The following is a 13648-nucleotide window of genomic DNA, read 5'->3' as shown; positions in this document are numbered from 1 at the left end:
AGGAAATGTTTAATGATTATAAGCTTGTAGCAAATAATCTGATTTATATCCAATTTCATAACCATTTGAAGAAATGATTATGAAATGCCAACTATTGGAGCATCTATTGAAAAGGGGAATAGTTTATGGAATTAGTAAATGATAGAGCCATGTTACGATTAATGCATGTAAATGATATCGAAAGCTTATTTACCATAGTGGAAGGAAATAAAGAAATATGGAAGTATTTAATAGCTAAAATGGATAGCTATCAAGATATGGAGCAGTACGTTCAAGTAGCAATAAAAGGTTTTGAAGGGGAAACTGATTTACCATTTGTTGTTGTAGATCAGAAAACGAATGAAAATGTAGGCAGTACACGTTTGTACAGTATTTCAAAAGAGAACAAAACGGTTGAACTTGGGCAAACGTGGTATCATCCAAGTGTACATCGTACAAGTATAAATACTGAGTGTAAGTATATGTTATTGCAATATGCTTTTGAAGAGTTACACATGTTACGTGTGCAAATAAAAACGGATTTACGAAATGAAAAAGCACAAAGCGCAATTGAAAGGCTAGGTGCTGTAAAAGAAGGTGTATTGCGAAACGAAAGACAATTGCCAAATGGTTATGTACGGGATGCAGTTGTATATAGTATTATTGCAAGCGAATGGCCGGTTATAAAAGAACAACTTTTACAAAAGCTAGCTGTATATAAATAAAGAGAATATATAATGCTTCTATATTTTCGAAAAATAAAAAGGGAAAGAACACTCACTGGTTTCGAACTTAAAATGTTCATCATAACACAAGTTGGTTACATTCTTTTTGGGATCTATTTTATATAGACTTTGCAAGATGTGTCCTTAGAATAAAACAAAAAGGATATTGAAAAGATCTTGATATTCATATCAAGATCTTTTCAATATGTAAAATTATTTTACTGCCTCTTTTAATTCTTTTCCAGCTTTAAAAGCAGGTGCTTTTGAAGCTGCGATTTGCATTTCTTCACCTGTTTGTGGGTTACGTCCTGTACGTGCAGATCTTTCGCGTACTTCAAATGTACCAAAACCAAGAATCTGTACTTTCTCTCCATTTGCTAGTGCATTTGTTATTGTATCTAATAAAGCTTGTGTTGCTGCTGCAGCATCTTTTTGTGTAAGTTCAGCTTTTTCAGCTACTACTTTTGTTAATTCTGTTTTATTCATTTTCTGTACCTCTTCATATGTAATTAGGTGACCATTATAACGTGTGTGTATTCATGACGCAATTATACTGTACTTAGAAAAAGCCATAGCAAGAGCAAGAGGACAATGTCTGTGTAAAAGGCATAAGAAGAATATTAATTATCGCTTTAAACTCTGTTCATATTTCTTTACATCTTCCATGGTTTTAAATATTAACACATCAAAAACTCCTTTTTCATTCCCACATACGACAACAAAACCATCTGTTGCTTCCAGAACTCTACCGACGCCACCATCTGTAAGTGAAATATTGGTGAGATGTTTTACGTTCAGTTTTTCTTCTTTTTGAATGTAAGTAGTTATGGGTGTTCCTACAGGAAATGCGTCTGTGATCTCTTTTGTTGTATATGTGCCATCATCTATTGATTGAGTTTTAGCTATAATAGAATCAGTTTGATTGGCACATCCTGTTGAACATATTAAAAGAATTCCAGTAATAATACTTACACAAGCTGTTTTTACCATTCACAAAATCCTCCTATAACTGTTCGTATTTTCAACCCATTTAGGGTAACAAATTATATATACGAAGTTTGTTGTTTTATGTGAGTCGTAAATTAACAAAGATACAGGTATTTTGCCAGAATATGTTTCAAACAAAAGAAAAGACACCCAAAGGTGCCTTCCTGCGACTGGAACCATCGTAATATGGTATTGGGTGCCAACCTGATTATTTTTTACCACATTAAGTAATTTTGGTTGTTGAGAAATATAATTCAAATCTATATTTTGTTTATTTTTGCTTCGTTAGCTTTTTTGTAGTGAATTCTTCAATCTGTTCAGATTTAATTTTAATTTCAGGGGTTATTGCTATCTTGCTACCTTGGTGCACACAATACAGGTATTTGTTGCACTATAACTAAAAAAGTAATTAAATGTAAAAAAGTTAAAAGTCGAAACGTATGTTATTATTATATTGAGAATTATAAATTAAAGGTGTCATCTGGAAGGGAATAGTTATAAATGAAAACAATAAAGGGGAAGTTATCTTTTAGCATTGATATTATAGGTTGTATCCTTTGCATTATAATGCTTATTATAAGTCTAGTTAATTTTAGAACATGGGTGCACCCATTTTTATTCCTTATCTTCGGACTAATTTTCCTCATTAATATAGTGAATACTCGTAAGGGAAAAGGGCGTAATTCAAATTAAAATAAAATTGTATCCATATAACCGAAAAAACGCTATTCTTTTTGTAGAAATATACAGAGAGGATGGCATTTTTTATGAATTTTTTGTTTCAAGATGAACTAAAATGATTTGCTGAGGGATTATATCAATATTTTCCTCCTTCACTTTTAGAACAGATTGCTAGAGGGGGGATTTTGTTTAAAGAAAGGGAGCCTTTGCGATGTTACCTAATTATATAAAAATAGCTCACGAGATAGCCAAAAAAGCCCATGCTGGGCAAGTAGATAAAGCAGGTATGGATTATATCAAACACCCTGAGGCAGTTGCTAGCTTTGTAAATACGACCGAAGAGAAGGCTACTGCTTATTTGCATGATGTTCTTGAAGATACTGAGATATCAGCTGCTGATTTATTAAATGCTGGTATACCTCATAACGTAGTTGAGGCAGTGCAGGTACTGACAAAAGAGAAATACACACCTTATTTTGAGTATCTGAGCAGAGTGAAAGAAAATTCTCTTGCCCGTACAGTTAAACTTGCAGACTTAAAACATAATTCTGATCGCTCAAGACTTGCTAGGATAACAGAGAGAGACCTAAAACGATTGGAGAAGTACCGCAAAGCGATTAAGTTTTTAGGGGAATAAAAGAAACAGCAACTTCTTTAGTTGCAATTTCCTAGAATATTAGTTGTTTGAAGAGACAAATTCTTGCGAATATTCAATGTTCCTCATATGGTATTTTTAATAAAATGTAAAAAATAGTACACAATATGTTAAAGATTATATGCAAAATGTTAAAAATAGGATAAAATATTTATGGGAGGTGGAGGTAGTTGTTAAACAACCGGATAGTTGTTTGTCGTGCCGAAAAAGGTTGGACACAGCAAGATTTAGGAGAGAGAGTAGGTGCTAGTAGACAGACTATCGCTTCTATGGAAAGGAATAAATATAATCCCTCTTTAATTCTTGCATTTAAAATAGCCCAAGCTTTTGGAAAACCATTAGAGGAAGTTTTTGAATTTAAGGAGGAATAAACAAATGGAATTTATAAAGTATGCTGTAATTATTATTATAGTTTTATCATGCTTAAGTGAATTATATATGTTTAAATTTCAAAAAAGCCCAGAGGCAAGAGATGAGAGAGGTTTAGAAATTCAGTATAAAACTACTAATTTTTTATATAATACTCTTTATCTAGGAATATTTATATTATTTTTCCTTAACATACTTCAGTATATTACAGCAGAACAATTTGTGAATATCCTCTTATATTTCTTTATTTCTTTAGGGATAATAAAAGTTGTTTATTCATATTGGAGAAGGAGCTATTAAATATAAAAAGAAATACTAAAAATAAGGTTCATATTTTTAATATACTTGTTCCTCAATTAATAATAGATCAATTTCTGCGGAGGTATTAGTACTTAATATTAAGAGAAATTAGCCGCAGCCTACAAATAGAATTATAGATACGCCTATGTACTTAAAGAATAAATACAGAGTTTTTATAAGCATGGAAAAATTGCAGTTTCAATTGAAACTGCAATTTTTAATTCTTCCTTGCCAATATAGGGGAGGGGATTTGAGGTGTGCTAAGACAAAGTCATTTTAGTAAATTTGCTTCATTTTAAAATAAGTTTGAATGAAGGAGACAATTTGCTAAATACACTATGTTGTTCATTTCCTTCTTGATTCATACCTGTCTGATAAGATGTAAATCCTTTATACGTTTTTCTTTTCCATTGCCATAAGCCATTACTTTGATCAAATTCACCATAGTAATGATTGTAATCCAATTTGTTCCCAGTGTTTTTATTAAAATTATTGCTGATAAAAATACGGCTGTTACTAGCATAGATTTGGTTATTGGTAATTACATTGTTCCGGGTATCGTAATTTAATTCGATTTGGCCACTCTCTTGATCTTTTGTATCATTTTTATAAATCACATTGTTCGTAATCGTATTATTTTCCGCATACCCTTGCTGACTATCATATCCACCAATTGCAATGCCACTCATAATATTATTGGATATCGTATTGTCTCTAACGGTAATTTGGCTTGCACTTTTTCCTGCATGTTCGCTAGCTACTTCAATACCGAGATCATTTTCATAGCTTTGATTTTGCTCAATGACAATTTCCTTCCCACCATCCACGTAAATACCATCAGCTGAATATTCATTATAACTAGTATTATTGATGGATGAATTGTGATGGACAATGTTATTACGAACAACTCCATTTCGTGCCTGATCTAAAGAAGCTACTGGTGATACGCCTTCATGTCCAATCAGGACAATTCCGATGTTGTTGTTATCATGTACTTTATTATTGATAACTTCAAAGGAATCTACATTTCCATTCACAGCAATTGCTTCACTCAGTCCTAACTTCAAATTTGCTACTTCGTTATTATCGATGACAATATGATTTAAATTATTTTGAGCACTAGATGAAGTACCGTATACAGCAATACCGTGTGCATTTCCATCCTTAACATTTGCTTCAATGTGGTGAATATAATTATTTCTAATATCAATGTAACTTCCTGTTCCATTGATATAAATACCAATAGGGGTTTCGTTAACTTTCGTTGACTTTAAGTTACGAAATTCTAATCCTTTTACTTGAATATAGTTTTTGTCTTCTATTGTAAATAACCCATCATCTTCTAACTTGACTTTAGAACCATCGAGAATGACTTTTTCATCTTGATAATTTTGAAAAGTAATGGGTGCGCCTGAGGCACCAGAATGAGCGACACGAACTTTTTGGTTATAAACTCCGCCTCTTATGTAGATTGTACTTCCTTCTTTTGCGACATTAGCAGCTTTTTGAATGGTAGCGAAAGGTTGATCTAATGTACCGGGATTGAGGTCATTTCCTGCTGGAGATACATAGTAATTTGTAACAGGATTTGCATTGCTATTGGATTGTGCAAAGGTAGAGGCAGGGAGTGTGAAAATTAACATACTGAAAGAAAGGATAAAGATAAAAAGCGATTTTTTTAATGAGAGAAATATTGTTTGATATTTCATCATGATCCTCCTTCTTTATTAAGCATTCCTTCTCAACTATATAATTCAAACTGACGATTTATATCTTGTACTAATAAAAAAAGACCCAGTAATGTATTCTGGATTAAGAAACACCAACTCCTATGGTCTACGTATTCTATCTGAAACTAAATTTTTAATAATTCATGGTTTTTCGTATAAAATCAAATCAAATATACGTGCACTTAAAGAAATATGGATATTAAAATCGGTAGACGAGGGAATGAGGGATACTGATACTAAACTTAAGGAAAGTTATTCGAAATATATTTTCTATTCAATTAAAGCTTCCCTGTGTATCATGTTAACTGTTGTACTAATTGGATTGATAAGATTAACAGATAATTATTTAAAGTGGGGGTAGTTCAATAAATCTGAAATTAACATTGTTTAATATAAGTGTTCAAAAAAGTTTATCAAGTTTTAATATTCAAAAAATCATTTATATAAACAAGTATGTTGTGGTAACATTTAACAAAAGGGGGTAACGTATATGAATGTTGAAATTATTTCTAAAGAAGAAATCACAAAATTATTAAACGACTGGTATCAAGCTATAATTTCACAACGTGTATTACAGTCTAATAAAATAAAAGAAGAGATTGCAGATAAAATCAATAATATTAAGGAAGACCAAACAATATTAGTATACTATGCATTATTGAATGCACGGTATAATCTGCTAATTCGTGATATGGATAGTTCAAAAGATATTTTGGATAAAATTGAGCCATTACAAGAGCCTACAGAAACATTTTTAGAGTACTATCATCATTTATTTAAAGCAATTTATGCTACTAATACAGCAAACCATAGTGAAGCAAGAATGCAATTTGAAGAAGCTGAAAAGTATTTAGAGTACATGCATGATGAAATCGAAAAAGCTGAATTTAATTATTGGCTTGCAGTTCATTACTATCACATATTGAAACCAATCCTAGCAGTTCAATTTGCTACGAAGGCAATTGAAGTATTTTCAATTAGTCCAGGGTATGAATTAAAAACTGCTGCTTGTTTGAATACTTTAGGGATGGCACACACTCGCTTAAGTGATTTCGAAAGTGCAGAAGAATATTTACTTTCAGCATTGGGTACTTTCCAAAAATCTCATGACGAAAGTCTTACTAAACGTGTAAAGCACAATTTAGGACTTTTATATGCAAGTCAAAACATGTCAGAGTTAGCAATTAAACATTTAGAGGAATCACTAGAAAACAACGCTAAAACGATGTTTCTTTTAGCAAGAGAACATTTTAAGTTAGGTCACAATCATAATGCTAATGAATATATTGAGAATGGCTATAAGATTAGTGACTTATGTTATCGTCATCATTTTCAAATTTTAAAAGCATTACATAACTGTGCACCACAAGAAGAATTAGAAAAGGTGGTCATGGAAGGTATTTCGTATTTTGAAAAAGAAGAATTATATGATTGGGTAAAAGAATATGCTTATCTTTTAGGTAATATATTCTATGGTTCAGAAAATCACGAAAAAGCCAGCAAGTATTTACACATCGCTTTAGATGCAGACAAAAAGAGTATAGAAAGAAGGGCGCTAAAATGAAAAAAGCAATCTTATTAATGATGATGTTATCCGCTGTTTTTACTTTTGGTCTTACTAATGTAAAAGACGTATCAAAAAATGAAACTATTGAAGTGTTTATGGATCATGGAGAGCATATTTAATTATCTAAAAAAAGAGGGAGCTGCGAGCACCCTCTTTTTTAATTATGACCATATTAATTTAGAAATAACATAAGTAGTAGTAGGAATGAAAAATATAAGAGATAATGTTCCATATTAGATGTCATAAAAAAACGCCTCCTATGTCGTTATTGAAAACAAGACAAAAGGCGTATAACTACCCGTTGTAGCTGACCGCCACCCTGTGTCAAGTCACCGTTAAGTCACCGGAAAATAAAAAACCGCATCAAACGTTAATTTGACACGGTTTCTATCAGTATGACCCCGGAGAGGCTCGAACTCACGACCTCCACCCTGTCAAGGTGGCGCTCTCCCTGCTGAGCTACAGAGAAATTATGCATGTAGAGGTATTCTCGTTATTTTATATAAACGAAATTCTATTAAAAAAGAAATGGTTATTGCACGTTATGTGACCATTTGTGACCACAAAATTTATGTCCTTAACTGTCTGTATAATGGTAAAGGGAATGAGGTAACTCATTCCTTTTTTTGTGTAGTGGGGGCTATTTTTCACATTTTACAGCCCTCTTATTAAAGAAGGGATACATAGCTCCCTAATTCACACGATATTATGTATAATTCATATTCGATACGAATGAATTTTGGGATTGGGAGCTTGTTATAAAAAGTCTTTAATGAAATCTAAAAGAAGATAAAATAATTCTCTATTCTTCTTTTGAACTCTTAAGCATTATATAATAAGGATATAAACATAAATTTCATAATTAAAAAGAAAAGGAGGGGAAGAAGTGAAGCATAAATCAAAATCAGTCGGTTATATGTTAGCTTTCTTTCTAGGGGGACTGGGTGCGCATGCATTTTATTACAAGAAATATATCAGAGGAACTTTATATCTCCTTTTTTGTTGGACGTATATCCCTGTTTTCTTAGGGTGGTTTGATATGTTTTTTATAAAAAAATGGCATAAACAACTAGAAGATAATCAAGATATAAGTAGTAACACAGAGCTTTCGCCAACTTTATCAGAAGTGATAGAACAAGAGGTGACACAAGCAATAAAACCAGTGATTGATAATGCTAGAAATAATTTAATATTTTACAATGAAGAAGATATTGTACTCCCTAAATATGGGCACCTGCTGACCTCAAAAGAAATTTTGGCGGATATCGAACGGATAAAACATCCAAAGAGAGAGGTTCATTCAAGAAATGGAATTTCTATCGAAGTCACTTTTTCTCATTCTCGTGAAAGTTTTGTGCAGGATTCATTAAGATATGCAGGAGAGAGTGGGGGGATATGTCAGGAAGTCCCATTGCAAGCGTATTGGACGACATTTGATATGCTAAATTCAAAACAAAGAGACTGGTATTTTTACTGGAGGGACCAAGTATTAAAAGGGAATTACATAGAGGTTGACTTAAGTTATGTGTTTTTGTTTACCTATGAATTATTAAACTATTCATTTAACCCAAATGCGTCATTTAATGTCAGTATGTTGGTGAGGCTTTATGAAAATTATGTAGAAAGACTTCCGAAATTAGAACGTTATTTAAAACAGTGGATAGCAGACATGTTATATGAGTTGGGAGAACAAGCATTAGCTGAAGAGTGGTCTGTAGAAAGAGGGGATATTCCCCCGTTATATAACCAATTAAAAGAAAAAGTAGACCAACTTTCAAAAATATCGATTACATCATGGAAGCCGTATGTTAGAAACTATAGAGAAACTGTCTTTTATAAAGAACATAAAAATAAAGTATTCAAGATATTTAAAGAAAGTATACCTTTACTTCAACGAATATATAAAGAAGAAAGGAACGATTTAATTAGCCGATGGTTTCAAACAAAAAAGGAAAGAGAAATTAGACGTTTATTTTCTTCTGCTGTAGTAGGACGTGGCTATAATGAAATTCATATTGGTGTGGAGCGAATAAGACCAACTGAAGAACTATATAATGAAGTAACGGCTTTGTTCCGTCTATCTGAAAATGTAGCGAGAATTTTGAATGGCGAGAAGCGGGAGATAAAAGTTGAAGAGGGATTTCTGCCGGAAGGGTTTAAAAATATGATGATGGAGCATTTTTCTAGAGCAGCTAAAGAGACTAATAAGAGATTCAAGGTGGTTCAAAATGCCGAACATCAAGAGAAAGATGGTGAGATACCATTATCCCCTCAAGAGACGGTTGAAAAACAAGTAGAATCGACTAAACCTACAATAGAATTTAATGTAGAGAAAATTATACAACTACAAAATGAAACAGACGAACTTATTAATACAATCGATTCAAGAAATGAAACAGAGGATGAGCCAATAAAAGGGGTTATGGAATCTGAAACGAAAGAAGCGGTTCGTTTGGACACGGAATGTGATTTGGATGTACAGGTAATTGCAGAGAAGGATGAATCTAGTTTGGAGACAAATTTATTGTCGGCACTAGGAGGAAACATTGATGTTGAGGGGGAAGATGAATTCATCGAATCCCTAACGGATATTGAAATTGAGTTTTTAAGTCGGTTTGAAAATGGTCAATATCGACATGAAGAAGCGATACAGTTTCTAAAGCAAAGAGGTATCATGATTGGAATGTTCCTAAACGAACTTAACGAAAAAGCAAATGAATATTTAGGTGACAATTTTCTTGAAAATCAAGGTGATGAAATTGTTGTTTACGAAGAATACGAGCATATTATGGAAAAGGTAAAGGAGTTACAAGTACATGAATATTAAAAAAAGAGACTCCTCGGCAATTCTAAACTCTCTTGCAGGCGGGGTTGTTCCAAGTCGGGGATTACAATATATTATGGTAGGGCGCTCTGATGAAGCGAAACAAATCCTTAGTGATTTAGATAATATAAAAAAAGGGTCATCTTTCATGAAAATATTTATTGGACCGTTCGGAAGTGGGAAAAGCTTTATTCAAGCGCTCATTCAACAAATTGCTTTTAATGAAAAGTTTGTTGTAGCGAAAGCAGATTTCACACCAGAAAGAAGGTTATATGGAAGTGAAGGAAAAGCAGTAGCAACTTACACCGAATTGATGAAGAATTTAGCTACTTCCACTGTTCCAGAGGGCGGAGCTTTACCAACTATTTTAGATAAGTGGATTAGTGAGGTTCAAATGAGTGTAGTAAAAGAGAACGGTTATGGCTCTATTGAATTTGATAATCCAAGCTTCATCAAAGATGTAGAAAAAAAAATTACAAGTGTTGTTTCAAAAATGGATGAATTAGTGGGAGGTTACGATTTCGCTAGGGTGTTATCGTTATACTTCAAAGGATTCGTTGAAGATAATAGCGAGCTTCAACGTTGTGCCCTGCGCTGGCTTCGAGGTGAATACAATACAAAAACAGAGGCTCGTTCTGATTTAGGGGTTCGTGATATCATATCCGATAGCAATTACTACGAATATATTAAAGTGTTGTCGCAATTTGTAAAGCAAATTGGCTATGCTGGCCTAGTTATTAATCTGGATGAGGCTATTAATTTATACAAAATTACACATCCTCAAACAAGAGATAAAAACTATGAAACTATTTTAAAAATTTACAATGACACGTTACAAGGAAATGTGGAAGGATTATATATTACTCTTGGTGGAACACCCGAGTTTCTAGAGGATGAGCGTCGGGGGTTATTTAGTTATGGTGCATTGAAACGGAGACTCCAACCAAATCGTTTTGAAACAATAGAGCACCGTGATTTATCACAACCTGTAATTAGATTAACACCATTAAAGCATGATGAAACGTTTGTATTACTGCAAAAAACGAGGGATATACATGCTGTTCATTATGGGTATGAGAGTGATATAACAGATAATGAAATCATGAATTTTATTCGGGAAGAGTACGCTAGACCTGGTGCGGAAGAACATCTGACTGTTGGTGATGTCATTAAGAACTTTATTAGTGCCCTAAATATTCTTCATCAAAATCCGGGATTCAATCGAGCAGAATTATTCGGTGAAAAGGAAGCAGAAAAGCCATTAACAGATGTTCGTTCTCGATTTTCTAGAGTGGAAGGGTAGGTAAAGGGAATGAGTAGTTCATTTCAAATGCTTTCTAAAACCATGCAAAAAAAAATTTGGGACATGAAATGGGAAAAGTTCACACCTGTTCAAAACAAAACTATTCCTGCCATTATGGAAAGTACAAAAGATGTAATTGTTTCATCTGGGACTGCTTCTGGTAAAACAGAAGCAGCTTTTTTACCTATTCTTTCTTTAATAGAAGAAGGGGCAGAGACGCAGTTGAAGGTGCTTTATATCTCACCCTTAAAAGCTCTTATTAATAATCAATTTGAACGTATTGAAAAGCTGTGTGAACATAGCCATATTCCAATCCACAAGTGGCATGGAGATGTTAGTCAAAGTCGAAAAAAAAAATTTATTAAGAACCCTGGGGGCATCTTGCAAATTACGCCAGAATCGGTTGAAAGTTTATTTATTAATCGTACTGAACATATCAGACATTTGTTCAAAGGACTGGAATTCATTGTAATTGATGAGATTCATTCATTTATAGATACGGAGCGGGGAGTTCAACTACGTTCACTAATGTCTCGTATAGAACAATACACAGAACAAAGACCGAGAATCATTGGACTGTCAGCTACAATAGATAATTTCAATTTAGTTAAACAGTGGGTGAATTATAAGGATAGTGATAATGTAGAAATTATTGAGGTAAAGGGGAATAGTAAGGAGCTTCTCTATTATCTAATGCACTTTCAAACAGAGGAGGACCGCAAGAAACCTGTTGAATTGTTTGAAGATATAAGAGAGTTAACGAAAAACCAAAAAGCAATTATATTTTGTAATAGTAGGGGAGAGGTAGAAGAAGCAACTGTTTTTCTAAATCGTTTAGCTGAGAGAGACGGCATGGGGGAAACCTATTATGCTCATCACTCATCAATTGATAAAAAAGAGCGGGAATATGTTGAAAAAAAAATGATTGAATCAAACATACCGAAAAGCATAATTGCAACAAGCTCACTTGAACTTGGAATTGATATTGGTGATGTAGATATAGTCATTCAGATTGATAGCACATTTACGGTATCCTCCTTAAAACAACGATTAGGTCGTTCTGGTAGAAAAAAAGATGCCAATCAAATGCTTCAACTGTATTCTACTGAAACGGATAGTTTAATTCAATCCCTAGCCGTAATGGAACTTATATTGGATAAATGGATTGAACCAGCCAAAGGATACTCAGCCTTGTATGATATTTTGTTTCATCAAATTATCTCTATTTGCCAAGAGACCAATGGAATTACGTTAGAAAGCCTCATTGCCAAGATTAAAGCAAACCATGTATTTCACAGTATTGAGGAATATATAACAGAAAAAATCATTCTTCATATGATTGAGCATGAGTATCTTGAAAGGATAAAAGGAAGAAATGAACTAATTGTTGGAATTGAAGGAGAGAGAATTCTTAGAAGTAAAGACTTTTACGCTGTATTTTTGACTCCAGAAGAATTTACTGTTTTAGAAGGAATTAAAAAAATAGGTATGCTAGATAAAATGATGGTGGTAAATGTAGGAGATAATATTATACTGGCAGGTAAGTTATGGACTATTAAAGATGTTGATTTTGATAAAAATAAGATATATGTACAAAAGGCTGTAAACGGGAAACCTCCTAGATATTCGGGCGGAGGGATTAAAATACATAAACGGATTGGCGAAAAAATGATGGAGATTTTATGTGCCAATAATGAATTTAGTTATGTAAATGAAGATGCATATGAGACGATTTCTGATGTCAGAAAGCCTTATCATGCATATAAAATTCATCCAAACGAGCGAGTAATTTGGGATAGTAGCGGGGAAATTGTGTTTGAAACTTATACAAGTTCTAATATTTCTCGAAACTTAGTTTGGGCACTTCGTTCGTTAGGTCTGCCTGTTAAATCAATGGATGGAGTGGGAAGAATCACCATTGAAGGGTTTTTTGGTGATTTTAATGAGGTAATCAATCAAGTTAAGGAAATGAAATGGACTGCTAAAAAATTGATGGATGCTACACTTGAACAAGAGTTCTTTGTATCAAAATATTCTCCGTATCTGCCTCGGGATTTACAGAGTGAATTACATATCGCTAATGAAATTGACATTGCAGGGATGATGGAGTACTTGCAGTCACATTCTTTTAAAGTTATACGTTTGTAATTAGAAGTAAGGTAATAATAGAGACATTGACAAACACTTATTTTCACAAAGGAAGACAAATGCCTATAAGATGAGCATCTGTCTTCTTTTTATTTACTGTATTATGTGCTTTGAAACATAGGTATTCAATTTTTCAACAACTGTATATAGCGGCTCTTTTTTGCTTTGAAGAAAAACATATGGCAAAGTGTCTTGGTTCATACTGCATAGAATATTCTTGGTGTATTTTGATGGATGTTTATTTTAATAAATTAATTACGAGTATTCTGGAAAGCTATGAAAAGAATAGTGTCATTTTAACCGACGGAAAAAGAGGAAACCAAAATGTAGCAGTTGTTAACGAAAGCGGTTTTTACTCGTAAATACTGACAAACCAATAA

12 protein-coding genes are annotated in these 13648 nt (G+C 33.1%); 9 read left to right on the top strand and 3 right to left on the bottom strand.

Annotation, left to right across the window (positions count from 1 at the left end):
• Positions 1-125: 125 nt before the first annotated feature.
• Complete coding sequence (locus MR112_RS22925) at positions 126-704, top strand: GNAT family N-acetyltransferase (protein WP_242245442.1); 579 nt, start codon at positions 126-128, stop codon at positions 702-704.
• 213 nt (positions 705-917) lie between these two features.
• Here the strand turns inward: MR112_RS22925 and MR112_RS22920 are convergent, their stop codons facing one another.
• The gene (locus MR112_RS22920; RefSeq protein ID WP_001043941.1) at positions 918-1190 is read right to left on the bottom strand and encodes an HU family DNA-binding protein; all 273 of its coding nucleotides are present in this window, start codon (positions 1188-1190) and stop codon (positions 918-920) included.
• 138 nt (positions 1191-1328) lie between these two features.
• On the bottom strand, positions 1329-1694 hold the full coding sequence (locus MR112_RS22915; RefSeq protein WP_214632099.1) for a hypothetical protein: 366 nt from the start codon (positions 1692-1694) through the stop codon (positions 1329-1331).
• An 889-nt stretch (positions 1695-2583) separates the two neighbouring features.
• Here MR112_RS22915 and MR112_RS22910 point away from each other — a divergent pair.
• The 3 genes from MR112_RS22910 to MR112_RS22900 all read left to right on the top strand — a co-directional run bounded on the left by MR112_RS22910 (position 2584) and on the right by MR112_RS22900 (position 3696).
• The gene (locus tag MR112_RS22910; RefSeq protein WP_098620123.1) at positions 2584-3009 is read left to right on the top strand and encodes an HD domain-containing protein; all 426 of its coding nucleotides are present in this window, start codon (positions 2584-2586) and stop codon (positions 3007-3009) included.
• 188 nt (positions 3010-3197) lie between these two features.
• On the top strand, positions 3198-3398 hold the full coding sequence (locus MR112_RS22905; RefSeq protein WP_000933886.1) for a helix-turn-helix transcriptional regulator: 201 nt from the start codon (positions 3198-3200) through the stop codon (positions 3396-3398).
• A 4-nt stretch (positions 3399-3402) separates the two neighbouring features.
• Complete coding sequence (locus MR112_RS22900) at positions 3403-3696, top strand: hypothetical protein (RefSeq protein WP_242245441.1); 294 nt, start codon at positions 3403-3405, stop codon at positions 3694-3696.
• A 290-nt stretch (positions 3697-3986) separates the two neighbouring features.
• Here MR112_RS22900 and MR112_RS22895 read toward each other — a convergent pair whose 3' ends face one another.
• Positions 3987-5405 carry a right-handed parallel beta-helix repeat-containing protein gene (locus MR112_RS22895; protein WP_242245440.1) on the bottom strand — a complete coding sequence of 473 codons (1419 nt, stop codon included), beginning with the start codon at positions 5403-5405 and terminating at the stop codon, positions 3987-3989.
• Positions 5406-5916: 511 nt separating this feature from the next.
• On the opposite strand from MR112_RS22895, the gene MR112_RS22890 reads away from it, so the two are divergent.
• The 5 genes from MR112_RS22890 (at position 5917) to MR112_RS22870 (ending at position 13268) form a co-directional block, all read left to right on the top strand.
• A complete protein-coding gene (locus tag MR112_RS22890; protein WP_242245439.1) occupies positions 5917-6990 on the top strand; it encodes a response regulator aspartate phosphatase in 1074 nt (357 codons plus the stop codon).
• Complete coding sequence (locus MR112_RS22885; RefSeq protein WP_242245438.1) at positions 6987-7112, top strand: aspartate phosphatase; 126 nt, start codon at positions 6987-6989, stop codon at positions 7110-7112. The genes MR112_RS22890 and MR112_RS22885 overlap by 4 nt, the downstream gene beginning before the upstream one ends.
• 767 nt (positions 7113-7879) lie before the next feature.
• Positions 7880-9820: a TerB N-terminal domain-containing protein gene (locus tag MR112_RS22880; RefSeq protein WP_242245437.1), complete on the top strand. Its 1941-nt coding sequence runs from the start codon at positions 7880-7882 to the stop codon at positions 9818-9820.
• On the top strand, positions 9810-11120 hold the full coding sequence (locus tag MR112_RS22875; RefSeq protein WP_071739794.1) for an ATP-binding protein: 1311 nt from the start codon (positions 9810-9812) through the stop codon (positions 11118-11120). Before MR112_RS22880 ends, MR112_RS22875 begins: the two co-directional genes overlap by 11 nt.
• Before the next feature lie 9 nt (positions 11121-11129).
• Positions 11130-13268: a DEAD/DEAH box helicase gene (locus MR112_RS22870; protein WP_242245436.1), complete on the top strand. Its 2139-nt coding sequence runs from the start codon at positions 11130-11132 to the stop codon at positions 13266-13268.
• The last annotated feature ends 380 nt before the right edge of the window (positions 13269-13648 follow it).

Origin of the sequence: Bacillus cereus group sp. BfR-BA-01330, from assembly GCF_022663885.1 — a bacterium.
Classification (GTDB): domain Bacteria; phylum Bacillota; class Bacilli; order Bacillales; family Bacillaceae_G; genus Bacillus_A; species Bacillus_A cereus.
This window is presented reverse-complemented; position numbering and strand designations above follow the sequence as displayed.

What these genes read in the sequence shown, in the direction of transcription:
- MR112_RS22915 (WP_214632099.1), bottom strand. Translation starts at nt 1,694, where the DNA reads ATGGTAAAAACAGCTTGTGTAAGTATTATTACTGGAATTCTTTTAATA.
- MR112_RS22920 (WP_001043941.1), bottom strand. Translation starts at nt 1,190, where the DNA reads ATGAATAAAACAGAATTAACAAAAGTAGTAGCTGAAAAAGCTGAACTT.
- MR112_RS22900 (WP_242245441.1), top strand. Translation starts at nt 3,403, where the DNA reads ATGGAATTTATAAAGTATGCTGTAATTATTATTATAGTTTTATCATGC.
- MR112_RS22885 (WP_242245438.1), top strand. Translation starts at nt 6,987, where the DNA reads ATGAAAAAAGCAATCTTATTAATGATGATGTTATCCGCTGTTTTTACT.
- MR112_RS22870 (WP_242245436.1), top strand. Translation starts at nt 11,130, where the DNA reads ATGAGTAGTTCATTTCAAATGCTTTCTAAAACCATGCAAAAAAAAATT.
- MR112_RS22925 (WP_242245442.1), top strand. Translation starts at nt 126, where the DNA reads ATGGAATTAGTAAATGATAGAGCCATGTTACGATTAATGCATGTAAAT.
- MR112_RS22890 (WP_242245439.1), top strand. Translation starts at nt 5,917, where the DNA reads ATGAATGTTGAAATTATTTCTAAAGAAGAAATCACAAAATTATTAAAC.
- MR112_RS22910 (WP_098620123.1), top strand. Translation starts at nt 2,584, where the DNA reads ATGTTACCTAATTATATAAAAATAGCTCACGAGATAGCCAAAAAAGCC.
- MR112_RS22895 (WP_242245440.1), bottom strand. Translation starts at nt 5,405, where the DNA reads ATGAAATATCAAACAATATTTCTCTCATTAAAAAAATCGCTTTTTATC.
- MR112_RS22875 (WP_071739794.1), top strand. Translation starts at nt 9,810, where the DNA reads ATGAATATTAAAAAAAGAGACTCCTCGGCAATTCTAAACTCTCTTGCA.